Origin of the sequence: Pantoea sp. GL120224-02 (assembly GCF_900215395.1) — a bacterium.
Taxonomy (GTDB): domain Bacteria; phylum Pseudomonadota; class Gammaproteobacteria; order Enterobacterales; family Enterobacteriaceae; genus Pantoea; species Pantoea communis.
In genome coordinates this window covers 139,440-164,375 of record NZ_OBEC01000012.1, presented here as the reverse complement: position 1 = coordinate 164,375, position 24,936 = coordinate 139,440, and the positions used below count along the sequence as shown (strand labels likewise).

The 24,936-nt window shown below is 52.7% G+C and carries 21 protein-coding genes; 10 read left to right on the top strand and 11 right to left on the bottom strand.

Translation table 11 applies throughout. The annotated features are described in order from the left end of the window. Positions 1–549: 549 nt before the first annotated feature. A complete protein-coding gene (locus CRO33_RS20345) occupies positions 550–1,179 on the bottom strand; it encodes a flavin reductase family protein (protein ID WP_034820918.1) in 630 nt (209 codons plus the stop codon). Between the two features lie 234 nt (positions 1,180–1,413). Between CRO33_RS20345 and rlmF the strand changes: the two genes are divergently transcribed. Beyond that, positions 1,414–2,340 (top strand): 23S rRNA (adenine(1618)-N(6))-methyltransferase RlmF, encoded by a 927-nt coding sequence (gene rlmF / locus CRO33_RS20340; protein ID WP_058961945.1) that lies wholly within the window; start codon positions 1,414–1,416, stop codon positions 2,338–2,340. A gap of 96 nt (positions 2,341–2,436) precedes the next feature. On the opposite strand, the gene ybiO is transcribed toward rlmF, so the two are convergent. The 6 genes from ybiO to rhtA all read right to left on the bottom strand — a co-directional run bounded on the left by ybiO (position 2,437) and on the right by rhtA (position 9,045). Further along, positions 2,437–4,671: a mechanosensitive channel protein gene (gene ybiO / locus CRO33_RS20335; RefSeq protein ID WP_255253302.1), complete on the bottom strand. Its 2,235-nt coding sequence runs from the start codon at positions 4,669–4,671 to the stop codon at positions 2,437–2,439. A 162-nt stretch (positions 4,672–4,833) separates the two neighbouring features. Beyond that, positions 4,834–5,556 carry a glutamine ABC transporter ATP-binding protein GlnQ gene (glnQ, locus tag CRO33_RS20330; RefSeq protein WP_038647952.1) on the bottom strand — a complete coding sequence of 241 codons (723 nt, stop codon included), beginning with the start codon at positions 5,554–5,556 and terminating at the stop codon, positions 4,834–4,836. Continuing rightward, positions 5,553–6,212, bottom strand: a complete 660-nt coding sequence (gene glnP, locus CRO33_RS20325; protein WP_038647949.1) for a glutamine ABC transporter permease GlnP — start codon at positions 6,210–6,212, stop codon at positions 5,553–5,555. The genes glnQ and glnP overlap by 4 nt, the downstream gene beginning before the upstream one ends. A gap of 85 nt (positions 6,213–6,297) precedes the next feature. Further along, complete coding sequence (gene glnH, locus CRO33_RS20320) at positions 6,298–7,044, bottom strand: glutamine ABC transporter substrate-binding protein GlnH (protein WP_038647947.1); 747 nt, start codon at positions 7,042–7,044, stop codon at positions 6,298–6,300. 320 nt (positions 7,045–7,364) lie between these two features. Beyond that, positions 7,365–7,868: a DNA starvation/stationary phase protection protein Dps gene (gene dps / locus CRO33_RS20315; RefSeq protein WP_038647945.1), complete on the bottom strand. Its 504-nt coding sequence runs from the start codon at positions 7,866–7,868 to the stop codon at positions 7,365–7,367. Between the two features lie 295 nt (positions 7,869–8,163). Next, positions 8,164–9,045 carry a threonine/homoserine exporter RhtA gene (rhtA, locus tag CRO33_RS20310; RefSeq protein WP_409566134.1) on the bottom strand — a complete coding sequence of 294 codons (882 nt, stop codon included), beginning with the start codon at positions 9,043–9,045 and terminating at the stop codon, positions 8,164–8,166. 406 nt (positions 9,046–9,451) lie between these two features. On the opposite strand from rhtA, the gene ompX reads away from it, so the two are divergent. After that, positions 9,452–9,964, top strand: coding sequence for an outer membrane protein OmpX (gene ompX, locus CRO33_RS20305; RefSeq protein WP_045834179.1), 513 nt, complete (start codon positions 9,452–9,454; stop codon positions 9,962–9,964). A 59-nt stretch (positions 9,965–10,023) separates the two neighbouring features. Here ompX and CRO33_RS20300 read toward each other — a convergent pair whose 3' ends face one another. From CRO33_RS20300 to CRO33_RS20285, 4 genes are all read right to left on the bottom strand, one after another. Further along, the gene (locus CRO33_RS20300; RefSeq protein ID WP_441339655.1) at positions 10,024–11,292 is read right to left on the bottom strand and encodes a c-type cytochrome; all 1,269 of its coding nucleotides are present in this window, start codon (positions 11,290–11,292) and stop codon (positions 10,024–10,026) included. A gap of 11 nt (positions 11,293–11,303) precedes the next feature. Continuing rightward, on the bottom strand, positions 11,304–13,082 hold the full coding sequence (locus tag CRO33_RS20295; RefSeq protein WP_097119369.1) for a GMC family oxidoreductase: 1,779 nt from the start codon (positions 13,080–13,082) through the stop codon (positions 11,304–11,306). Next, the gene (locus CRO33_RS20290; protein ID WP_058961952.1) at positions 13,082–13,810 is read right to left on the bottom strand and encodes a gluconate 2-dehydrogenase subunit 3 family protein; all 729 of its coding nucleotides are present in this window, start codon (positions 13,808–13,810) and stop codon (positions 13,082–13,084) included. The genes CRO33_RS20295 and CRO33_RS20290 overlap by 1 nt, the downstream gene beginning before the upstream one ends. Before the next feature lie 305 nt (positions 13,811–14,115). Then, positions 14,116–14,310, bottom strand: coding sequence for a hypothetical protein (locus CRO33_RS20285; protein ID WP_045814029.1), 195 nt, complete (start codon positions 14,308–14,310; stop codon positions 14,116–14,118). Positions 14,311–14,575: 265 nt separating this feature from the next. Between CRO33_RS20285 and mntR the strand changes: the two genes are divergently transcribed. From mntR to CRO33_RS20245, 8 genes are all read left to right on the top strand, one after another. After that, entirely contained in the window at positions 14,576–15,034 is a 459-nt protein-coding gene (gene mntR, locus CRO33_RS20280) for a manganese-binding transcriptional regulator MntR (RefSeq protein ID WP_034820884.1), read from the top strand. A 21-nt stretch (positions 15,035–15,055) separates the two neighbouring features. Further along, positions 15,056–16,165, top strand: a complete 1,110-nt coding sequence (locus CRO33_RS20275) for an SLC13 family permease (RefSeq protein ID WP_097119368.1) — start codon at positions 15,056–15,058, stop codon at positions 16,163–16,165. A gap of 187 nt (positions 16,166–16,352) precedes the next feature. Then, entirely contained in the window at positions 16,353–17,483 is a 1,131-nt protein-coding gene (locus CRO33_RS20270) for an HlyD family secretion protein (protein WP_058961954.1), read from the top strand. After that, positions 17,480–19,048 (top strand): DHA2 family efflux MFS transporter permease subunit, encoded by a 1,569-nt coding sequence (locus CRO33_RS20265; RefSeq protein WP_034820876.1) that lies wholly within the window; start codon positions 17,480–17,482, stop codon positions 19,046–19,048. The genes CRO33_RS20270 and CRO33_RS20265 overlap by 4 nt, the downstream gene beginning before the upstream one ends. 1 nt (position 19,049) lies before the next feature. After that, positions 19,050–20,567: an efflux transporter outer membrane subunit gene (locus CRO33_RS20260; protein ID WP_097119367.1), complete on the top strand. Its 1,518-nt coding sequence runs from the start codon at positions 19,050–19,052 to the stop codon at positions 20,565–20,567. A 268-nt stretch (positions 20,568–20,835) separates the two neighbouring features. After that, positions 20,836–22,317 carry a sugar porter family MFS transporter gene (locus CRO33_RS20255; RefSeq protein WP_097119366.1) on the top strand — a complete coding sequence of 494 codons (1,482 nt, stop codon included), beginning with the start codon at positions 20,836–20,838 and terminating at the stop codon, positions 22,315–22,317. A 434-nt stretch (positions 22,318–22,751) separates the two neighbouring features. Beyond that, on the top strand, positions 22,752–23,153 hold the full coding sequence (locus CRO33_RS20250) for an H-NS family histone-like protein (RefSeq protein ID WP_034820857.1): 402 nt from the start codon (positions 22,752–22,754) through the stop codon (positions 23,151–23,153). A gap of 185 nt (positions 23,154–23,338) precedes the next feature. Continuing rightward, positions 23,339–24,931 (top strand): ABC-F family ATPase, encoded by a 1,593-nt coding sequence (locus CRO33_RS20245; protein WP_097119365.1) that lies wholly within the window; start codon positions 23,339–23,341, stop codon positions 24,929–24,931. Positions 24,932–24,936: the final 5 nt, after the last annotated feature.

The following is a 24,936-nucleotide window of genomic DNA, read 5'->3' as shown; positions in this document are numbered from 1 at the left end:
TCAGCGTTGCGGATAGCCCTTGCAGCATCAGAGGTGCTACGGCCACTAACACTTGTGCGGTATTTTTCAACTCGCATTCAAGTTTGTGAGCCGATGTGAGTTCTTACTGGTTGAAGTTTATGAGTCGGCTGATGCTCTCATTAGCATCACAAATTCAATCTTATGGACAGAAATAAGCTTGGTGATAAACACACTGAAGCTTATGGGAATGAAAGTGCCTTTAACAAAACGCACGAAAGTTTATGAGCAGGCTGGGGGCGCAGGGGGGCAGGCAATCCGCAGCGCCGAGCTGAGTGAGTCTGCCAGGATAGCCCGCAGGACGCGGGCGAAAGGCGGGGCGGCACAGGGATGTGCCATCCCCGCCGTTCCGTGAGGCAGACGAACGAAGTGAGGGAACCGCGTCAGCGGCGCGAGGACGCTAGACCCCCTGCGCCCCCAGCCAGCGTTAACTCGATTTTAAGCCAACCCGTATTTCAGTCAGCAATCCAAACTCGTGTTTCAAACTGCATTCAAACCCGCAGTCCAACCGCAACCGCCAACCCACACAATTTAACCGCGGCGCGCATCCGGGCGCACCAAATCAAACCGCAAATCCTCACTGATGCCGTAATACGCCGATGGGCCGCCGGCTCGCAGAATAGGCTGTGCCTTGGCGGTCTGATAAATGCCATCTTCCAGCAGCGCTTCATCAATATGAATTGCCACCACTTCACCCAACACCAGCCAACTCTCCAGTTCAGTGCCTTGCACATCCTGCAGGCGAATCAGCTGAGTCAGGCGGCACTCAAAATTCACCGGGCTCTCTGCCACCATACTGACGTTCACGTGCGAGGCAGCGATGGGTGTCAATCCCGCGAGTGCGAACTCATCTTGTTCAGGCGGCACAGAAGCCGAGCTTTCATTCATCGCTTCGGCGAGCGGGCGAGTAGCCAGATTCCAGACGAATTCTTTGCTTTCACTGATATTGCGCACACTGTCTTTCCAGCCGCTGCTGGCAAAACCAATAATCGGCGGATGATAGTTAAAGCAGTTAAAGAAACTGTACGGGGCCAGGTTGCGCTGGCCACTGGCGCTCAGCGAACTCACCCAGCCGATCGGGCGAGGACCAACAATAGCGTTCAGCGGATCGTGTGGCAAACCATGCCCGCTCCTTGGCTGATAAGTATAACGTTGTCGCATTAGCGCTCCTGGCTCGTCTGTTAAACTTCGCACCGCAACGGTGTCATGGCATTCCTGTCGCTATCATCAGGAAACGCTAGCGGATGACCATAACGACAGCTTGCTGCAGCACGAATTATTTTGGACTCAATTTTGGGATATCAGGTTTAAATGCAATACAGATAATCGTGTAAGCGGATTGTGCGATGCCGCCATCCAGCGTATCTTACGCCCGCGCTACTATCCGGAGAACCTATGAACAAGCCAACCGCCACCTCGCCATTCCATCCCCGTAATCGCCATCAGGGCCGTTATGATTTTGCTGCTCTGACCGCGGCTCATCCGCCGCTGGCGGTGAAAGTCCGTCCAAATGGCTACGGCGAGTTGTCGGTGGATTTTGCCGATCCTGAAGCGGTAATGCTACTCAATCAGGCGCTGATTAAGCTGTTTTATAACCTGAACTGGCAACTACCGGAAGGCTACCTGACGCCACCCGTACCGGGCCGTGCTGACTATGTGCATGCGCTCGCAGATTTGCTGGCCAGTGACAACGGCGGCAAAGTGCCACGCGATGTCGATGTGATGGATATCGGTTGCGGGGCCAATCTTATTTATCCATTGATCGGGCATGCGGAGTACGGCTGGCGCTTTACCGGCACCGATATTACGGCGGAAGCCATCACGGCGGCAAACCAGATTGTCGCGAGCAATCCCGGCTTGCAGCGCGGCGTGCGTCTGCGTCGTCAGAAAGACGAGTCCGCCATTTTCGCCGGTGTGGTGCACAAAAATGAACGCTATCATGCGGTGCTGTGTAATCCACCGTTCCACGGTTCGGCGCAGGAAGCGGCGATGGTCGGTCAGCGCAAAACGCGAAATCTGGGCTTAGGCAAAGATGCACCGCTTAACTTTGGCGGTCAACACAAGGAACTGTGGTGCGAGGGCGGCGAGCGCCAGTTCGTGGGTAAGATGATCGATGAAAGCGTGGCTTATGCCGATCGTATTGTCTGGTTTACCTCACTGGTTTCGCGCAAAGAGAACCTGCCTGCGTTGCGCGATCAGTTGCGCGATCTCGAGGTTGAGGAAGTGCGCATCATCGAGATGGCACAGGGGCAGAAACAGAGCCGCTTTATCGCCTGGACATTCCTGCCGCCAGCCGCGCGCACTAAACGCTTCGCGCGCTGAACCCACCGTTTGCCCTTATCCGTCAGGATACAGGGGCGAGCTTAGCCCAAAATGCGGGAGCGAATCTGGCAGCCCAGTTCCGCTCCCTGGGCGAGTCTACGATGGATTGGGCGGCGGCAGTGCTGCCAGCGTGGCCGCGGAACCCACATCGTTGCCGGTCTGCATCACTTCCACCGTCTGATGCGGCGCTTTAATCCCTGCGGCATCAAAATGCTTCTTCACCTTGTCATCCAGCGCAAAACGCACTGTCCACTGCTTCAGCGGTTGGGTGGTGAACGACACACGCACGGTAAAGGACTGGTTGGTCAGGCCCACCAGTCCGGAAAAACTCGGTTCGCCAATCACCATGCCGCGAATATCCGGATTCTCCAGCAACTCCTTCACCGCTGCCTGCAAGGTCGTATTCACACGCTCGGTGTCTTCATTGCGGTCTACATCATAGTTGGCGACAAACGAGCCAATACCGCGCACAAAGTTGGCGAAAGTGGTAATCGAAGACCACGGAATGATGTGATATGCGCCGGTATCCTGACGCACGCCGACGGAGCGAATTGACATGCGCTCCACCGTGCCGGTGATCGGGCCAATGGTCACCAAATCGCCGGTATTCATGCCGTTCTCAAACTGAATAAAGATACCGGTGATAATATCCTTCACCAGTGTTTGCGAACCGAACGACACCGCCAGGCCGAGCGCCCCGGCACCCGCCAGCAGCGGCGCGATGTTAACACCCACTTCTGACAGCAGAATCATAATGGTGATGGTGCTGATCACCACCGCCAGCGCATTACGGAATAGCGTCAGTAAGGTGCGCGTACGTGCGCTGGGCATCGGCCTTCCGTGTGAATCCGAAGCCAGACGGCTTTCGATCAGGCTGGCCAGCAGCGTCCAGCCGATGGCGGAGAGCAGCAAAATCATCACGATACGAATCAGCACATCCACCATTTTCTGCCCGGCTCCCAGCGTGAGCCAGTGCCAGAGATCAAACAGATTCCAGGCGTTGAGCAGCAGCAATAGCGTGGCGAACACGGTGATCACACGCGCCAGTTTTAGCAGCGCTTTGACCCAATCATTGACGCGTTTTTGCAGTTCCGGATAGTTACGGCGCAGATCCGGCGACAGCGTCAGCGTTTTGCCAATCCAGCGCGTTAGCATGCCGGAAATCAGCGCGGCGATAACAATAATCGCCATGCTGCGCACCGTGGCCGACATCATAAACTTCAGACTGTCACCCGGATTGAAGATCGAGAACAGGAACAGCGCGATAAAGTAGGCACTCGCCAGCCAATGCCACACCATACCGAAGGCGCGGATAAACAAGGCAAAGAAGCTCATACTGCGATCGGCCAAACGCGACAACTCGTCGTGGATGTTGCGTCGATTGCGGAAAATCAGCCACAGCGCCCAGCCAGTCATGATGCACATGATCAACACATTCACCATCGCAGCGATTTGCATATTCACCTGATTGCCGACAATCGGCACCACCACCAGTAAGCCATAACCGATGATGCCGCTGAGCCAGCTAAGACGTGTGTTCCAGTAAGCGGCACGCACATCGGAAAGATGAAAGAAGCGCAGGGTGGGGAAGCGTGGGCAGAATATCAATCGCAACACCGCTTTGAAAAACTCAATCAACGCGAAGGCATTGAGGAATAGCCCCTGCTGATAGGCAATGGTGCGGTTATTGTTGTGGTAGTTGTCACTGATAATCTGACCAACAAACAGCGTCAGCGCCAGAAGCACTAAGTCGAGAAGAAAGGCGACGATAATGGTGGCAGGAAGATGCAGCCACTTGGTGCGATCCAGATTATGATTGCGCCCCCATCGGCCCATGCGCTGCCACACGGGATACATCAACAGCCGCGTGAACCAGTAGAAAGCAAAAACGGCAGCGGCGAGCCCGGCGAAATACTTCAGGGCATTGAAGAAGGTTTGCTGATTAAACGATTTGTGCGGTGCGTTAACGATGTTGTCGTGCAAACGGACAAACTGCGAGGCAACGGCTCCTCCGTATTCGCGTGTGACGTTGGTGACGCTCTCCAGTACCGTGGGATCTTCCTGATCGGCCTGCGGCGGAGCCAATACCGGCTGTTCATTATTGGCTTTGCTGGTGGCGGCCTGACGAAGTTGATCGATCAGTTCCTGACGCGAATCGTTATTCTCCAGAATATTGGCCAGCGCGGCATAAGCGGCTTTTTTATCTTCGAGCGTAGGTTCACCTGCAGCGGTGGTGCTGGAAGCGGGCGTTGACGTTTGCTGAGCGGCGACGGCGGCCTGCGGTAGATTGACCGCGTTTGCGGTGGGAACGAGTAACAGACAGATCAGCATCCATATGGTCAGGCACCATGATGGGCGGGCAAACGACATGACCTTCTCGTTGAGCAACGCACAACTGCACAAGAGAAAAAGTATAGTCAGCGATGGAAGGTGAAGATTCTGAAAGGAAATTTCTTTACGGAAGAAGAGGCGGCTTTACAGCCGCCTCGTCATTTATGACACGTGCTGCAGGAACTCGCGCAGACGATCGCTCGGTGGGTTGGTGATCAACTCATCCGGGTTGCCATCTTCCGCGATGGTGCCTTTATCAATGAAGATCAGGCGCGAAGCCACTTTCTGAGCAAAGCCCACTTCGTGCGTTACGATGACCATCGTCATGCCTTCTTCGGCCAGATCCTGCATCACCTTGAGCACTTCATGGCGCAGTTCTGGATCGAGTGCAGAGGTTGGCTCATCAAACAGCATCATCTTCGGTTTCACCGCCAGCGCACGAGCGATGGCTACACGCTGCTGCTGACCACCGGACAGTTCAGCTGGGAAGTGGTGCGCACGCTCGGCAAGGCCGACTTTACCCAGCAGTTCACGTGCCAGTTTCTGTGCATCGTCTTTCTTCGCACCGCGCACGCGAATCGGGCCGAAAGCCACGTTATCCAGCGCACTCATCTGCGGGAACAGATGGAACTGCTGGAATACCATGCCAGCTTCCTGGCGAATCAGGCGTTCATCGACCTTAGGATCGTTAACTTTCATGCCATCAACGATCAGGTCACCGGTGGTGATCTCTTCCAGCTTGTTGATGCAGCGCAGCAGGGTAGATTTACCTGAGCCTGATGGCCCGATAATTACTACCACTTCACCCTGATTGATCTTCAGGTTGATGTCATGCAGGACTTTGGTCTGGCCGAAGTTTTTAGAGACGTTTTTAAATTCAATCACAGGATTTTCACCTTCTTCTCAATACGGCGCAGTACAAAGCTCAACACCAACGTAATAACCAAATAGATAATGGCAACGGCACTCCAGATCTCCAGCGCGCGGAAGTTTCCGGCGATGATTTCCTGGCCCTGACGGGTCAGTTCCGCCACGCCGATCACGATAAACAGCGAGGTATCTTTTATACTCACGATCCACTGGTTACCGAGCGGTGGCAGCATACGACGCAATGCCAACGGCATGATGACGTAACGCAGGGTTTCACGGCGGGAAAGACCCAGCGCCAGACCTGCTTCACGGAAGCCTTTGTTGATCGACAGCACGGCACCACGCGTGATTTCCGCGATATAGGCACCGGAGTTAATCATGATGGTGACCACGGCGGCGGTAAACGGATCGATACGCAGGTCCGGGAAGGCCATCGGCAAGGCGAAGTAAATAAACATCACCTGCACCACGATTGGCGTACCGCGGATCAGCTCGATAAACACCAGCGCGATATTATTGGCGATCCATCCGCCGTACGCGCGCGCGAAACCGGCGACTAAACCAATGATTAACCCGCCAATTAAGCCGAGTACGGAAATTATCAGGGTCATTTTGGCGCCTTCGATCAAAATCGGCAGGGCTGGCCAAATGACGCTCCAGTCAAACTCCATGGTGTAACTCCAAAATCTGTTGCAATGGAAATGTAAAAAGCAGGGAGACTAAGCTCCCTGCTGGAAAAATCGGCTTAGGCCGGAATTATTTTGGCTCGCTGCCGAACCATTTTTTATAAATTGTGTTGTAAGTGCCGTTGTCGCGCAGGGTTTTCAGCGCGCCATTAATCTGGTTACGCAGTTCATCGCTGCCTTTAGGCAGGGCGATACCATACTGCTGAGCTTCGATAGACTCGCCAACCGCTTTGAAGCGACCTTTACCGGCGGTGTGAATGAAGTACAAGATGTTTGGCGTATCGTGCAGCACGGCGTCAGCACGGTTGGTACCCAACTCCATGTAAGCGTTGTCGATGTTCGGGAACTGACGCAGATCTTTAGACTTGATGTGCGCTTTCGCGTAATCAACAGAACCGGTACCGCTCTTCACCGCAACCACTTTGCCGTTCAGATCGTCGATGCCTTTGATGTTGTTTTCGTTCTCACGCACCATCACCAACAGACCACTTTTGTAGTAGCCGTCAGAGAAGTCGATAGCCTTTTTGCGCTCGTCGGTAATGGTGATACCGGCCAGAGCCACGTCAACGTTTTTGGTTTGCAGTGCTGGGATAATGCCGCTGAAATCCATTGGCTTCAGGGTGTAGTCCAGCTTTAGTTCTTTGGCGATAGCGGCCCACAGGTCGATGTCGAAACCAACATATTCGTTACCCTGTTTGAATTCAAAAGGAACGAAAGCGGTGTCGGTCGCAACAACCAGTTTCTTATCTGCTGCAGTGGAAGAAAGCGAGAAGGCCAGCGCCAGCGCGGCCACGGAGACTTTAATCAAAGACTTCATCATTATTTTCCTTATTACCCTTCAGACCTGATGGCCTGATGTACGGCTATTCATATGAAAAAATTATGCCAACTTTTCATTTTGGTCGAAATCAGCAGGATGCAGGGCCTGGCTGAAGCGATTTTGCTATAGTCGAAAAGTCTGCACTAATATGGATCACCAAAATAGTGCGTCGTGCTGTTGTGGTGCAGGCACAGTGTGCACCAAGGGCTTAGCAAGGGAAAGGCAGGATTAAGATTTTGTTAACGACGTCAAAAAAAGCACCAAAATGTTACAGACATAAAAAAAGGCGGGATAACCCGCCTTCGCTGTAACGTGGATTATTCGATGTTGGATTCGATAAACCACAGGAATTTATCCAAATCACGCGATGCCGCCGTGAAAATATCAGCGGTATCTTCATCACTGACTTCACTGATGGCCTTACGCGTGTCGTTCGCGACAATCGCGTAACGATCGGCCAGCGCTTTCAGGTGATCCTGAACGGTATGGATGTTGAGCGGATAGCTTTTTAATGGCGTCTTGTCGTTGACGATCTGAGTGGTACCCAGCGCCACGCCGCCGAGCTGTACAACACGCTCTGCAATGGTGTCCTGATGATCGGTGATGGCAGTACGGAAGCCATCCAGCATTTCATGCACACCGATAAAGTTGGCGCCGCGCATATTCCAATGCGCCTGCTTAGTGATCAGTGACAGATCAATAAACTCCACTACCAGACGGTTGAGCACCTCGATGGTCGCTTTCTTATCGCTATCAGCAACATCATTACGGGTGTAAATGAGATCAGACGATTTAGTTTTAACCAGTTTTGCGGTACTCATCATTAATATCCTCTAATTGATGGTTGTCCTAATCAAGCACGGGAATAAGTATAGCAGTAGTTTTTGGCTGTGCCGGATTGTTTAAACCGATGACAGGAATAGATAAACCTTAATGTTGTGCGGGATTTGAGCGTTTTATTTATTTTTCATTTATATCAATGAATTATGTTATGTGTTAATTACTTATCAATGATGTTGCAAAATAATAACAAAAGTGAAGGCGGTGATGAGAAAAAAGAGAATGAGAATGCTTATATATTCAGCCTGCAGCTTAACAGGCTGAATTTGGCATTATTTATTGCGGATTATTAATATCCACTTCGCTTATTTTGGCACTCTTCTGTTTCATGGTGAGGGTCGAACCCGCTGAAGCGGCAATAATGGCCAGCAGCGCGATCCACTGCTTCAGCGTCAGCAATTCTCCGAGGAACAACATCCCTGAAAGCGCTGCCATCGCGGGTTCCAGGCTCATCAGCGTGCCAAAAATGCGAGCGGGCAGACGGGTCAGGGCCATCATCTCCAGTGAATAAGGAATCGCACTGGAGAGCAGGGCGATAATCAGCGCCAGGGGCAGAATTTCCCAGTGCCAGATGCCGGGTGCCGCAAAGGTTAATCCAAGCGGAACAAAGATCACCGAGGCAATCAACGATCCCATGGCAACGGTTGCTGGACCATGTTCCGCACCGGCGCGTTGCCCTGCCAGAATATAGACCGCCCAGCAGGCACCGGCCCCCACTGCTAACAGCGCACCCAGCGGATCGATATGGCTGATGCCATCACCAATCGGCAGCAGAAACCACAAACCGGTGACCGCCAGAAGCACCCAAAGGAAATCGAGCGGACGGCGCGCACCGGCCAATGCCAGGGTCAAAGGGCCGAGAAACTCCAGGCCAACGGCAACGCCCAGCGGCACGGTGCGAATGGATAAATAGAAGAGATAGTTCATACAACCCAGGGCCAGACCGTAGATTAAGAGCGGTTTGCGCTGTGCAGAGGTAAATCGTAAACGCCACGGCTTAAAGATGACGCACAAAATCAGGGTGCCCAATCCGAGGCGCAGTGCGGTGATGCCCGGCGCCCCCACGCTGGGGAACAGCGATTTTGCCAGGGAAGCACCGCCCTGAAGCGAGAGCATAGCAATCAGTAGCACGGCAATCGGGAACAAAACCGGGGCCATTCTGGTGTTCGTCAGAGGCGTAGACATCCTGTAATTCAATCCTGTAGTGATTAACAACACAGCAACAAAACGTCAGTGTAAAGGAATCTTCAGGAAATAAGGAGGAGTGTAAGAGGGAAAATAAATGCAGTGACCGCCTGGAAAATAACCGTTTTTCGGGCCATTTAAGTAAAGAAATGTCAGGTTAGTTTAGGAATATCCTTAAAGGCATTATTTGCAGCCCGAAATATTCTTGCAGAAAGATGACGCTTTTTATAAGTAAAATGAATGACATAGGAAACTTCATTAACTTTCTGTTACACCAAACAATCTGTTAGACAACAAATAGCGGGCAGAGTTTCTTACTAATTTTTGTTATATTTTCAGCGTTGTCAGGAGAGAAGTATATTCACATTTGAGGTGGTTTATGAAAAAAATTGCATGTCTTTCAGCACTGGCTTGTGTACTGGCAGTTTCAGCAGGTTCAGCCATGGCGCAGAGCACCGTTTCTGCTGGTTACGCGCAGAGCGATTATCAGGGCGTTGCTAACAAAGCAAACGGCTTCAACCTGAAATACCGTTACGAAGATGGTACTAACCCACTGGGTTGGATCGGTTCTTTCACCTACACCGAGAAAGACCGCACTGACGCTGGCGTTTACAACAAAGGCCAGTACTACGGCATCACCGGTGGTCCTGCTTACCGTCTGAACGACTGGGCAAGCATCTACGGCGTTGTGGGTATCGGTTACGGTAAATACCAGGCAACTGACGCTGCTGCACAGTACAAAACTGATTCAAGCGACGTTGGCTTCTCTTACGGCGCAGGCATGCAGTTCAACCCAATCCAGAACGTTGCAGTTGACGTGGGTTACGAGCAGAGCCGTATCCGTAGCGTAGACGTAGGCACCTGGATTGCTGGCGTAGGCTACAGCTTCTAAGTTTTTGCTTAGACCAGAGTTGCACAAGAAACGGCCCTTTACGGGCCGTTTTTTTATGCTTACTTTTGCGGGGCGGGAGGAAGCGTGGCGCGGATCTTCTTCACCTGATCGGCCGTTACCGGCGCCGCTTTGTTACCCCATCCATTGCGAATAAAGTTAGCGACATCAGCGACCTGCTGATCATCCAGGCGCCAGGCGAAATCTGGCATGGTGAAACCGGTCGGCGCCTGTTGCGTAATCGCACGCTGGCCGCCTTTCAGAATCACACTGATCACTGATGACGGGTCTTCACTCAACAAGGCCGGATTGTGTGCCAGCGCCGGGAAGGTACTGGCATAGCCTTTACCGTCCGTACGATGGCAGGCAGCGCAGTTATCCACGTACACCTGCGCACCTGGCTGGCTGACATCCCCTTTGAACAGCGCTTGCGACGTCGCATCGCTGACCTGTGGTGCAGCGGTGTTATCCGCAGCCGGTAAAGACTTCAGATAAACGGCAATCGCATTCAGATCTTCATCACTGAGATACTGGGTACTGTGCGCGATCACATCCGTCATCGAACCAAAGGCAGCGCCTTGCTTATTCGCGCCGGTTTTCAGGAAGGTGGCGATATCTTGCTCAGACCAACTGCCCAAACCCGCTGCCGGGCTGGCGGTCAGATCTGGCGCATGCCAGCCTTCCAGCGTGCCGCCGGTCAGATAGCCTTTGCTGTTCTGATCCATGGCTTTCTCCTGGAAGCCGATGCCACGAGGCGTATGGCATGAGCCACAGTGGCCAAGCCCCTGCACCAGATAAGCACCGCGTTGCCACTGTGCCGATTGACCGGCTACAGGAGCGTAAGTGCGGTCATCGGCAAAGGTCCAGCGCCAAAACGCCAGCGGCCAACGCATGCTGAGCGGCCAGGGGATATCACTTTTGCGATTTTCCTGACTCACCGGTTTCACACCCTGCATAAAGTAGTCATACAACGCGTGCATATCGCTGTCGCTGATTTTGGCATACGACGGGAACGGCATGGCGGGGTAGAGCGAGCTGCCATCTTTCGCCACACCGCCACGTACCGCTTTGACGAAGTCGTCGTAGCTGTAGTCGCCAATGCCGTGCGTTTTATCTGGCGTAATGTTGGTGGAGTATATGGCGCCAATCGGCGTGCTCATTTTGAGCCCACCGGCGAAAGGTTGCCCACCTGCTGCGGTATGGCATGCGGCACAATCGCCCGCTTTGGCCAGATACTCGCCTTGCTTAACCGAGGCATCGGTCGCGGCCGATGCGGCGTGGCTGATCAGTGCGCCGCCGAGAGCGAAAAAGAGTGCGGAAAATTTCACTATAACGCTCCTTATCAGGCCTGAACCAGCGGACCAGGGTTAGCCAGATAGCGGTTGCGAATCGCATCCGCCGCGAATAATGCGGTGGCACAGACAATCCCGGTTGGGTTGTACGCCAGGTTTTGCGGGAAGCAGCATGCGCCCGTAACGAATACGTTCGGTACATCCCAGCTTTGCAGGAACTTGTTCACCACGCTGGTGCGCGGATCGTCGCCCATCACTGCACCACCGGTAGTGTGCGTTGATTGGTAAGGGCGGACATCGTAATGGCTGTTGAGGGTTTTGAAGCCCACTTCATAGTGCTTAGGATTCATCACCTTGACGATCTCCTCGGCCTTATCTTTGATGAAGTTGGTCATCTTCAGTTCATTCTGCTGCCAGTCAAAGGTCATACGCAGCAACGGTTGGCCGTAGATATCACGGTACGTAGGATCAAGGTCGAGATAGCACTGCTTATACGGCATCACTGAACCTGACGAGCCGACGTTCATGTTGTGCAGATAATTATCTTTGATGGCCTGTTTCCAGCCGGAACCCCAACGCGGCGCATCTTTAGGGATGCCCATCTGCTGGATGGGACGTCCACCGGAGAAGGCCGCAGATATCGTGGCGCCGCCAACGAAGCCGACTTTGCTGTGATCGAAGTTTTCCGCATTGAAATCATCGATAACGGTGGAGGTGGCACCCGTGGCGGCAAATGGATTGAACCAATTGTCGTTGTCATAGAACAGCTTGATACCGCCGGTCATCTGGTAGGCATAGTTTCTGCCCACCACGCCGTCACCGGTTTGTGGATCGTATGGCTTACCGATTTTTGACAACAGCAGTAAGCGCACATTGTGCAACTGGAAGGCACTGAGGATCACCAGGTCAGCCGGTTGCTCGACTTCATTACCTTGCGCATCGATATAGGTGACGCCAGTGGCTTTTTTACCGCTGCTGTCGGTATTGACACGAATCACGTGCGCCTGCGTGCGCAACTCAAAGTTACTAAACGGCTTCAGAGCAGGGATAACACAGCTTTGCGGGGAGCCTTTGGAGTAGTTGAAACAGCCGAAGCGTTCGCAATAACCGCAGTAGTTACACACGCCAAGTTGCACGTTGTAAGGGTTGGTCCAGGGTTCGGTGGTGTTGGCTGCAGGGCACTCAAAGGGGTGATAGCCCAGTTGCTTTGCGGCTTTAGAGAATAATTCGCCGGCATACAGCGTTTTTAACGGCTTGGTGGGATAGCCATTTTTACGCGGAGATTCGAACGGGTTACCGCCTTCGACGGTTTCACCGTTGAGGTTACCGACCTGACCGGCCGCGCCGCAAATTTTCTCAAACTTATCGAAGTAGGGCTCCATCTCGGCATAAGAGAAGGGGTAATCCTGCACCGTCATGTCTTTAGGAATGAAGTCAGCACCGTATTTTTCGATGACTGTGCTGCGCATTTTTAAGTCCGCTTCCAGCGGACGCCACAGCTGACCGTTCCAGTGGGTACCGGCACCGCCCACACCATCACCGGGCAGGAAGGAACCGAATCGGCGATAGGGCAGCGCGGTTTCCTGCGTAGTGTGACGAACCGTCACGGTCTCTTTCGAGGCATTTTGGAACAGTTTTAAACGAATGCCGTAAGTCAGTTCATCGGCAATACGCGGATAGGAGAAGTCGGGGTAGGTATCGCGATTTTCGCCGCGCTCCAGTGCCACAATATTCAAACCAGAACTGGCCAGTTCCATCGCCATGAGCGAACCGGTCCAGCCGAACCCGACGATGACCACATCGACGGGCGCTTTTTTTACTGCCGCCATTACACGCTCCTTTTACTGGAAATGCTGACTGGGCCAAGAGGGTAGGGTTTATTAGGCTGCTGTACGGTATCGACGAAATCCGCACGTGCACCGGGGAAACCGATCATTTTCCACGAGGCCAGCGTTTGGTTGCCGCCGTGAATCGGATCGGCGAGATAACCCTCTTTGGTGTTCTCCAGCAGTTGCTCGAAAAACAGCTTGCCGTGAATGGCATCGTTATGCAGTTTGTCGGCTTCCAGCGCACGCAAAACCTCTTCCTGTTGCGCCGTTTCCAGTTGATAAAAATCTTTTTGGTACTGCTGCTGACAGTGCTGGTCAGCTAAGGCGATGCCTAACCGATAGGTATCGCGTGGCACCAGATGGGATTGGTAACCCATTTCCGGAATCGAATCGGCGAACGGGCCTTGCATGTACCACAAGCGACCATAGCCGTAGGGCAATTCCATCTGCTTATCGATAAACACCTGTACACCTTCACTGACGGCGCCAGGACCGTTGGCATCGGCAGGGATCAGGCGATCCAGCGCGGCGAGCAGAAATTTCCACTCTTTATCGTTGAAGTAAGCGGGAACATAGTCGGATAACACGCCTTGCGGCTTGTCGGCAGCGGGGGAGGAGAGTGACACCACACCGGAACTGGCTGCGGCGGCGAGGGGAATGAGCGAGAGCGATTTTTGTAAAAATCGTCTCCTGCCCGATGGTTGCTCTTCAGGCTTTTTAAGTGACATTGCTAATCTTCCTTACGAAAAACCCACCCTGGGTTGATTTTGTTATAAGTATGTAATTTTTTGTTATGAGGAGATTAATCAGACGTCACAACAGGTTGCAAGCTAAAAGTTAGCAGCCTAATCGTTTAAGCGTTATTGAAGGTAAAGTTATGTCAGTGCCTGAAGCGATTCAGCCACAGTGAGCGCAGGGATCGGAAATTCGTTCAATAACAATAGAAAGAGTAGGACTAAAAAGGTAACAAAATGTTAGATCGTGCAAAGGATCCGTTGAGGAAACGGATCCTGAGAAGAAATTTATGGATGAATCAGCCGCGCCAGATGAGATTGGGGCAAGGGCGCTCGGTCAGCTGTTTGCCGGTCAGCTTTTCAATCAGCATCAGACGCAGGGCAAAAGGCGAGCGTTTAAACAGGCACAGCAGCGATTTCAGCTCAAAAGCCGGTTTGCTTTGCTCAACCTGGAAGCATTTGCCACAGTCGAGGCAGTTTTTCATGGTGGTCATGTTCACCTCCCGAATGAATAACGACGTAACAGTAAGCACAAACCTGCGATAAACAGCAGGAAAAGGAGTAGCAGCAGATAGGGTGCGTTCATCGTTGCCTCCTAAATAAGCTATTCGCTTACATTACGAACAAAGATAGCACTGGCTATACTCTTTAGCCAACACTATTTAGGAAAAATTTGTGCTTATTTGTGCCTGGTTTACAATGAGCGCAGCCAGGCCCGCACCGCAGGTAAAGTGCGGCAGATAATAATGAGGAAGCTGAATGAGTCGTCGTGCAAAGAGCGCCACCAATACGCCCCAGGGGCCGCTTAAAGATATAGAGGAGCATGTCGAAGGATTTCGCCAGGTGCGCGAAGCGCATCGACGTGAACTTATTGATGACTACGTAGAGTTAATCTCTGATTTGATTCGTGAATTTGGTGAAGCCCGCCAGGTCGATATGGCCGCGCGCCTCGGCGTTTCACAGCCCACCGTGGCAAAAATGTTGAAGCGTTTAGGCACCACCGGTCTGGTGGAACAGGTTCCTTATCGCGGTGTGTTTCTGACGCCTGAAGGTGAAAAGCTGGCTGAAGCGAGCCGCGTACGCCACCATATTGTTGAAACTTTCCTGCTGGCGTTGGGTGTCAGCCCGGAAACTGCCCGCCGGGATTCTGAAGGCCTGGAACATCACGTCAGTGATGAAACCCTCGCCGTCTTCCAGAAGTTTTACGAGAGCCGCTAACTTACAAGGTCTTCCGCCATCATGCCCATCGTGCTGCGTTCCTTAATGCGTGATCGTATTTTGCATTTGCTGTTGCTGTTGGGTGTGATTTTATTGCCGCTGGCAGAGTATCGTTGGTCGCAATTGCCTGCCGCCGTTGACTGGCACACTATCATGACGCTCACCGGGCTATTGATGCTAACCAAAGGGTTGGAAAACAGCGGTTATTTTGATGTGCTCGGCGCGCGTCTGGTGCAGCGCTTTCAACATGAGCGTACACTGGCACTGTTTATGGTGTGTGCCGCTGCGCTGCTTTCCACCTTTCTCACCAACGATGTGGCGCTGTTTATTCTAGTGCCGCTGACCCTGACGCTACGCAAATTCTCGCGTCTGCCGATTTCTCGTCTGATTATTTTTGAAGCGCTGGCGGTAAATGCCGGATCGCTGCTGACGCCGGTGGGTAATCCGCAAAACATTCTGTTATGGAGCCACGGCACGCTCAGCGTGCCGGGCTTTATCTTGCAAATGGCACCGTTAGTTGCCGTGTTGATGATCAGCCTGATGGCGCTCACCTGGTGGAGTTTTCCTAAACAAACCATCCAAAAGCACGCGCAAAGCGAAGCGCATCAATGGGAAAAACCATTATTTATCATCAGTGTGCTGCTGTATCTGATGTTTATTGTGGCTTTAGAGCTGAAAATGACCGGATGGGCGCTGTTGTTGGTGGCAGGCTGCTTCCTGATTATGGCGCGCAGCGTATTGATCAGTATTGACTGGAGCTTGTTGCTGGTATTTGTCGCGATGTTCATCGATGTGTTTTTACTGATGCATCTTCCCCTGCTACAACCGCATTTCGCCGCGATAAGCCAGTTGAGTGAAGGCGGTTTATACTTGCTGGCGATAGGTCTTTCACAGGTGATCAGTAATGTGCCAGCCACCATCCTGTTGCTGCAAAAAGTGCCGCCTTCAGAGGTGCTCGCCTGGGCCGTCAACATTGGTGGATTTGGCTTGCTGCCGGGTTCATTGGCTAACCTGATTGCGCTGCGTATGGCGCAAGACAGCAAAGTCTGGTGGCGCTTTCACCTGTTTTCTTTACCCATGCTGGCGTGGTCGATGCTGTGTGGCTGGTTGCTGTTGCGCTGGCTACACTAAGCCTGCCATTTTGTTCTGCCCGATGAGCTGACGCGCTGATTATTCAGCGCGTTATCGCACTTAGTGGCAGAAAATGCGTTGATTGTTGGCTTGTGTAAAGTTGTACTGGCATTTGTCAATTTTCGATCTAAGGTTAAGTTGACCGTTTTTGCCCGTGGATCGGGATCACAGCCAGCGATGATAACCTATGAGTGATAACCACAATCAGCCGCCCGCACGCGAGCAGCAGGATGCGCAGCACGCTTCAGACTCCAGTCAAGACAACAACGAACCACAACGTAAACGCCCCGGCAAAAAGCCACTGGTCATTCTCGCCATCGTGGTGGTGATCATGCTGTTGGTGGGCCTGTGGTTCTGGTTTACCACGCGCAACATTGAATCCACGGATGATGCCTTTACCGAAGGTGATGCCGTGACCATCGCACCGAAAGCGGCCGGTTATGTGGTGAAACTGCTGGTGAAAGATAACCAGCGGGTGAAGCAGGGCGATTTGCTGGTGGAGATCGACCCACGCGATACCAGTGCCCAACGCGATCAGGCTAAAGCCCAGCTTGGCCTGGCTCAGGCGCAACTGCATCAGGCGCAGGCACAGTTAGCGCTGTCACGCGTGCAGTATCCTGCGCAGCGCGATCAGGCGTTAGCCGATCAAGCCAAAGCGCAGGCCAATCTTTTGAATGCGCAGGCGGACTATCGTCGTCAGCGCGGCGTGGATCCGCGCGCGACGTCACAACGCAACATCGATACCGCAGCCGCGCAGCTGCGATCCGCTGAAGCACAACTGCAAAGCGCCAAAGCGCAGGTCGAAGTGGCTTCACAGGTGCAATTGCAGATTCGTCAGCAGGAAACCAACGTAGAAGCGCGTCAGCAGCAGGTTGAGCAGGCGCAGGCTCAGCTCAATACCGCCGAACTGAATCTCTCTTATACCCAAGTGCGCGCCCCCTACGATGGCTTTGTCACCAAGCGCAACGTGCAGGTCGGTACGCTGGTACAGGCTGGCACGGCACTGTTTTCACTGGTGTCGCCGGATATCTGGATCAATGCCAACTTCAAAGAGTCCCAACTGGCGCGGATGAATCCCGGCGACAAAGTGGATATCAGTATCGACGCCTGGCCAGATATGAAGCTGGAAGGGCACGTTGATAGCGTGCAGATGGGGTCCGGCTCGCGTTTCTCCACCTTCCCGGCTGAAAACGCCACCGGTAACTACGTGAAAATTGTGCAGCGCGTGCCGGTGAAAATCGTCATCGATAAAGGATTGGATCCGAATCATCCGCTGCCACTGGGCCTGTCGGTTGAGCCGAAGGTCACCGTAGAATGAGTGCGAGCGAAAGCTGGCGTCCGGCCAGCAATCCCTGGCTGGTCGCCATCACGGTGACGCTGGCGGTGTTTATGGAGATCCTCGACACCACCATCGTTAACGTGGCGCTACCGCACATTGCCGGCTCACTCTCTTCCAGTTACGACGAATCCACCTGGGTGCTGACTTCCTATCTGGTGGCTAACGGCATTGTGTTGCCCATTTCCGCCTTCTTTAGCCGCTTGTTTGGGCGTAAACAGTTCTTCCTGATCTGTATTGTCATGTTCACCATCTGCTCGTTCCTGTGCGGTATCGCCACTGAGCTATGGCAAATCATTCTGTTCCGCGTGTTGCAGGGCTTTTTCGGCGGCGGTTTGCAGCCGGTGCAGCAATCGGTGCTCCTCGATTACTTTAAAGCGGAAGATCGTGGCAAAGCTTTTGGTCTCTCCTCGATTGCGATTATCGTCGCGCCAGTGATCGGCCCAACACTCGGCGGCTGGATCACCGATAACTACAGCTGGCGCTGGGTGTTCTTCATTAACATCCCGGTCGGAATTTTAACGGTGCTGGCTATCTATCAACTGCTGGAAGATCCACCGTGGGAGCGTAAATGGGCGAAGGGCAAGCTGAAGATCGATTACATCGGTATCAGCTTGATCACTCTTGGACTCGGCTGTTTGCAGGTGTTCCTTGACCGTGGTGAAGATGAAGACTGGTTCGCCTCGCACTTTATTCGCCTGTTTTGCATGCTGGCGGTGATCGGCATTGTCGGCGCCGTCTACTGGCTGCTGTATGCACGTAAACCAGTGGTAGATATCACGGTCATGAAAGATCGTAACTTCTGGGTGGCCGGTTTGCTGATGGCAGGCATGGCGATGATTCTGTACGGCAGTTCGGTAGTACTTCCACAACTGGCGCAGCAGGATCTGGGCTATACCGCGACCTGGTCGGGGCTGGTACTCTCGCCCGGTGCGATATTGATCGTCCTGACCATTCCGCTAGTGCTGAAGCTGATGCCGATTGTGCAAACACGCTACATCATTGCTTTCGGTTTTACTTGTCTCGCCAGCGCCTTCTTCTATTCCACGACCTTGACGCCGAACGTTGATTTTACCACCCTGGTATTAATGCGCAGTGCGCAATCGATAGGGCTGGGTTTCCTGTTTGTACCGCTGACGACCATTGCTTTTATTACGGTGCCGCAACGGCTCAATGCGGATGCATCGGCATTGTTTACCATGTTCCGTAATGTGGCGGGATCGATCGGTATTTCACTGGCAACGGCGGGGATCACTGAGCGTATGCAGGCGCGGTCGGCGAGTATGGTGCATAACATGACGCCGCTCAACGAGCCGTTCAATCTCACTTTGCAGCATTGGGCGCAGTCGATTCGCGACTTTACGTCTGCGGTGGGCGATCCCCTGACGCTGGCGACCGGTCAGCTGTACAAAGAGATGATTGCACAGGCGCGAATCCTGGCGTACATCGACGTATTTATGGGCCTGAGTATTGTGGCCTTGCTGTTGATTCCATTTTGTTGGTTGCTTTCGCCGATCAAGAGCGAAGGCAGTGCAGGAGCACACTAAGATGATCACCTCTCCGCGCTTGAGTTTGCTGGCGCTGTCTCTGCTTCTGGCGGGTTGCGCTGTGGGCCCTGATTATCAGCCACCCCATGCGCAGACGCCGGGCAGCTATCGCGATTTGCCGTCGCAGGAAGCCTCAAAACCGCAATCGGCGGCCACCAACCCGCTGTGGTGGAAAAGCTTTAATGATCCACAACTGGATAGCCTGATTGAACGCGCCATTGCCGGTAACTTATCCCTGCAGCAGTCGGTGTTGCGCATTGCTGGCGCGCGTGAGCAACTGGCGCAGGCGCGCGGCGGGCTTTTTCCGTCACTCAATGGCTCGGCTAAAGTCACACGTCAGCAGTTGGGCCTAAAAGGCATACTGAAATCCAACGGGGTTTACGATCAGGTGGACAGTGACGTCGCCAATCAACTGAACGGCCTCGATCATTCTGTCACCCTTTATCAAGGCAGCTTTGACGCCAGCTGGGAGCTTGATCTGTGGGGCAAAGTGCGCCGTCAGATGGAAGCCGCAGATGCGCAGCAGCAGGCTGCCATCGAACAACGCAATGATGCGCTGGTGTCACTCGAAGCAGAAGTGGCACGTGCCTATCTGCAATTGCGCGGCGCGCAAGCGGTACTCAATACTCTGCAGCAGCAAATCGATGTGGCGCAGCAAACCTGGGAACTGACGCAAAGCCAGCAGCGTAACGGCATGGCGCCGCTCACCGATGTGGAAAATGCGCGCGCACAACTTGCCTCGCTGAACGCGCAATTGCCGGGCTATCAGTCGCAGGAACGTCAGGCCATGAATGGTTTAGCGGTATTGCTGGGCAAAACGCCGGGCGCACTGGATAACGAGCTGATGAGCAGTAAAGCGTTACCGGCGTTGCCGAAAATGGTGGCGGTGGGGATTCCATCCACGCTGGCGCGACGACGTCCGGATATTCGCCAGGCGGAAGCCAATCTGCATGCGCAGACTGCCAACATTGGCGTGTCGGTGGCGGATCTGTTCCCCAGCCTGTCACTGACGGGTCAACTCGGGGTGCGCAACACCGATGCCAGCTATCTGGATGACTGGAGCAGCCATTTCTACAGTATCGGGCCCTCGCTCTCCATTCCGATTTTTCAGGGCGGGCGTTTGGTCTCCAGCGTGAAACTGGCACGCGCGCAGCAGGCCAATGCAGCGCTTGAATATCGTCAGACGGTGCTGACTGCCTTGCAGGATGTCGAGAATGCCCTGGTCAGTTATCGCGCCGATCAGCAGCAGGTGGCAGCTCTGGATGAAACCACTGGCGCATTGCAGAGAGCATTTGATCTCGCCAGTGATAGCTACAAGCAGGGGATTTCCAGCTTCCTGGATGTGTTGGACGCACAGCGTCAGTTAGCGCAGGCAGAAGCACAATCGACACAGGCACGAATGCAGAGTGCACTGGATTTAGTCGCGTTGTACAAAGCGCTGGGCGGCGGCTGGGAACCTTATCAGAACGTTAATTTGCCGGAATATTCTGTGTTTGGCCCTGCTACCACGGTGCCTTAGTCGTAAAAGGGGGCAGTCTGCGGGTTGCCCCAGCATCAGGCATCACAATTCGCCCATTTTGAAACGAAAGTTTTCATTTTGGACTAAATGCGAATTCCCCTCTGATCACTCTTCACCGATTTACACGCAGTAAAGCCCCTTTTTGTGATCTGCTCCGCATGTAAATGCGGGGTTTATGATCTGTAGCGCAAAATTTAAATTTCATAATTATTCCTGTTGGTTGAAATAAACTATTTTTAAATCTTCTCTTACTGTTAAGGAGTGGATTATGCCGCGGGAAAACTACCTTACTCCCAACAAAGCATCAGGGCCGAACAGCAGCACGCGCACTGAACCCTTTGTGAAGGTGATAGCAATGATTGCCACCTTAGGGGGGTTGCTGTTCGGCTATGACACCGGTGTGATTTCTGGCGCACTGCTATTTATGGGCAACGATCTCCATCTGACACCCTTTACCACGGGGTTGGTCACCAGCAGCCTGCTGTTTGGCGCGGCTTTTGGTGCCCTGGCATCAGGCCACTTTGCCGCCGCGGCCGGGCGGAGAAAAATCATTCTGGTGCTGGCGGTGATTTTCGCCATTGGCGCAATCGGCACCGCGTTAGCACCTGACGTTGAATGGATGATTTTCTTCCGCCTGGTATTGGGTGTGGCGGTGGGGGGCGCGTCAGCGACAGTCCCGGTGTACATCGCGGAGATGGCGCCCGCCAACAAACGTGGCCAGTTAGTGACCATGCAAGAACTGATGATCGTCTCCGGGCAGATGTTGGCTTACATCTCCAACGCCGGTTTTAACGCGGTATGGGGCGGTGATACCACCTGGCGTTGGATGCTGGCGGTAGCGACGGTGCCTGCCGTGCTGCTGTGGTTTGGCATGCTGTTTATGCCCGACTCACCGCGTTGGTATGCGATGAAAGGGCGGTTAGCAGAAGCGCGTCAGGTGCTGGAACGCACGCGAGCTAAACAAGATGTTGAGTGGGAACTCACGGAAATAGAAGAAACCTTAGCTGAAGAGCAACATGAAACGCGCCCACGCCTGCGTGAACTTCGTCAACCCTGGCTGTTTAAATTATTTTTGATTGGCGTGGGTATTGCGGTCATACAGCAGTTAACCGGGGTGAATACCATCATGTATTACGCTCCGACCATGTTAAAAGCCGTGGGCATGAGCGATAACGCAGCATTAATTGCCACCATCGCCAATGGCGTTATTTCAGTATTAATGACTTTCGTCGGTATCTGGCTGCTGGGGCGCATTGGGCGCCGTACCATGACGATGTTAGGACAGTTTGGCTGTACCGCCTGTCTGGTATTTATTGGTGCCGTCAGTTATTTCATGCCGGAGACGGTAAATGGTCAACCTGATGTTCTGCGCAGTTATATAGTGTTGCTGGGAATGCTGATGTTTTTGAGCTTCCAGCAAGGTGCACTCTCACCCGTGACCTGGTTGCTATTGTCTGAAATTTTCCCTACACGTCTGCGTGGGATATTTATGGGCGGCGCCGTGTTTGCAATGTGGATCGCTAATTTCCTTATCTCGCTGATGTTCCCAATCCTGTTGGCATCGGTGGGTTTATCGGGAGCGTTCTTTATTTTTGCGCTAATCGGAATAGGGGGAGCCATTTTTGTGGTTCGCTTTGTACCGGAAACACGAAATCGTTCACTGGAACAGATCGAGCATTATTTGCACGACTGGCTGTCAAATGAAGAACCGCAACCGCAGTTGACGCACGCTGTGAAGAAAAGCTCGTAACCTGAGGTGACGTTTTTATGAGGGTAAAAGCCGGTGCATGCACTGGCTTTTTATCGATAAGTGGGGATAAAAATGCGATTGTGGTCTCAACTGTCAGAATAGAATAATCACCTGTGAAAATAGATTTTCGGCCATAACATTAATCTTCATTAATCTGCTAACACACATCAGCCAGGCAAGGCATTAACCGCTAAATGCTTGTTTATCAGCCGAGAATAACCTCTGATATCGGTACCAGTTCCAGTTGGTGGTACTAAAGTGCTGTTGTTAATTCACCGTTAATTAAAGCTTCTCGCTGGGGATATCGCTCAAATTGTGAATACGTTAATCAGTTAGGAATTATCCGTCCGCATAAATTAATTTATTTTTTTATTTGAATTGGGTAATCTTGCCACTACAGTTTATTTAAACCCCCCTTAAGCAAGGACCTTGTGATGAGTGACGCATTTAAAGTTCTGAACAACATTCGCACATTACGTGCGCAGGCTCGTGAACTGCCATTGACCGATCTGGAAGAGATTCTGGAGAAATTAACCGTGGTGGTGACTGAGCGCCGCGACGAAGTTCATGCAGAAGAAGCGCAGAATCGCGAGAAAGAAGAAAAGCTGTCTAAATACCGCGAAATGCTGCTGGCTGACGGTATTGACCCGAACGAATTGCTGGGTGCGCTGGAAACCGGTAAAAAACGCGCGAAGCGTGCACCGCGTCCGGCTAAATATTCTTACACCGATGAGAACGGTGAAGAGAAATCATGGACCGGCCAGGGCCGTACCCCAGCAGCGATTAAGAAAGCGCTGGACTCTGGTAAAAGCCTGGACAGCTTCCTGATCAAATAATCGACACAATCCTTGTAAGCGGGAGCCGAAGACCACGTTGTCTTCGGCTTTTTTATTTCTCTATTTGCAACAACGCGTTTAGCGCCTTCGCTCGCTGCCTGCAGGCGCAGAGGTGGCGTCCCGGTGCTGCTTTCTGGCATAATGCCCGCTGTTTTTTCCTCCACTGCGTAACAAAGGTCAATGCCGTGTTAGTTTCCAGCAATATTACTATGCAGTTCGGCAGTAAGCCGCTGTTTGAGAATATCTCCGTTAAGTTTGGCGGCGGTAATCGTTACGGTTTAATCGGTGCGAACGGCAGCGGTAAATCGACCTTCATGAAAATACTGGGCGGCGACCTGGTACCGACCAACGGTAATGTTTCACTCGACCCTAACGAGCGTATCGGTAAGTTACGTCAGGACCAGTTTGCCTTTGAGCAATTCAGCGTGCTGGATACGGTGATTATGGGTCACGCCGAATTATGGGCGGTGAAGGAAGAGCGCGACCGTATTTATGCTTTGCCAGAAATGAGCGAAGAGGAAGGCTATAAAGTTGCCGACCTGGAAGTTGAATACGGCGAAATGGATGGTTACAGCGCGGAATCTCGTGCCGGTGAATTATTGCTGGGCGTGGGCATTCCGGTGGAACAGCATTACGGTCCGATGAGCGAAATCGCACCAGGTTGGAAATTGCGTGTGCTGTTGGCGCAGGCATTATTCTCAAACCCGGATATTTTGCTACTCGATGAACCGACGAACAACCTGGATATTGATACCATTCGTTGGCTGGAGCAGGTGCTAAACGAACGTAACAGTACCATGATTATCATTTCGCATGACCGTCACTTCCTGAATATGGTGTGTACGCACATGGCGGATCTGGATTACGGCGAACTGCGCGTGTATCCAGGAAATTATGACGAATATATGACCGCGGCGACGCAAGCGCGTGAACGTTTAATTTCTGATAACGCGAAGAAGAAAGCGCAAATTGCAGACCTGCAATCATTCGTTAGCCGTTTTAGTGCCAACGCCTCTAAATCGCGTCAGGCGACTTCGCGTGCCAAGCAGATTGATAAAATTAAGCTGGATGAAGTGAAAGCTTCCAGTCGTCAGAACCCTTATATCCGTTTTGATCAGGATAAGAAGCTGTTCCGTAATGCGCTGGAAGTTGAGGCACTGACGAAAGGATTCGATAACGGACCGCTGTTCAGCAAGCTTAATCTGATGGTTGAAGTTGGCGAGAAAGTGGCCATTCTCGGTGCCAACGGTATCGGTAAAACCACGTTGCTGAAAACATTGGTCGGCGAATTAACGCCTGACAGCGGCACTGTGAAATGGTCCGAGAATGCGCTGATTGGTTATTATGCGCAGGATCACGCAGAAGATTTCGCCGATGACCTGAGTGTTTTCGACTGGATGAGTCAGTGGAAGCAGGAAGGTGACGACGAGCAAGCGGTGCGCAGTATTCTGGGCCGTCTGCTGTTTGGTCATGATGAAATCAAGAAGCCTGCTAAAGTGCTCTCTGGTGGTGAGAAAGGCCGCATGCTGTTTGGCAAGCTGATGATGCAGAAGCCGAACATCTTGATCATGGATGAACCGACCAACCATCTCGATATGGAATCGATTGAATCGCTTAACCTGGCACTTGAAGGTTACGAAGGCACGCTGATTTTCGTTTCGCATGACCGTGAGTTTGTCAGTTCACTGGCAACCCGCGTGATGGAGATGAAGGGTGATCGCATTATCGACTTTACCGGCAACTACGAAGATTATCTGCGTAGTCAGGGTATTGTTTAATTATA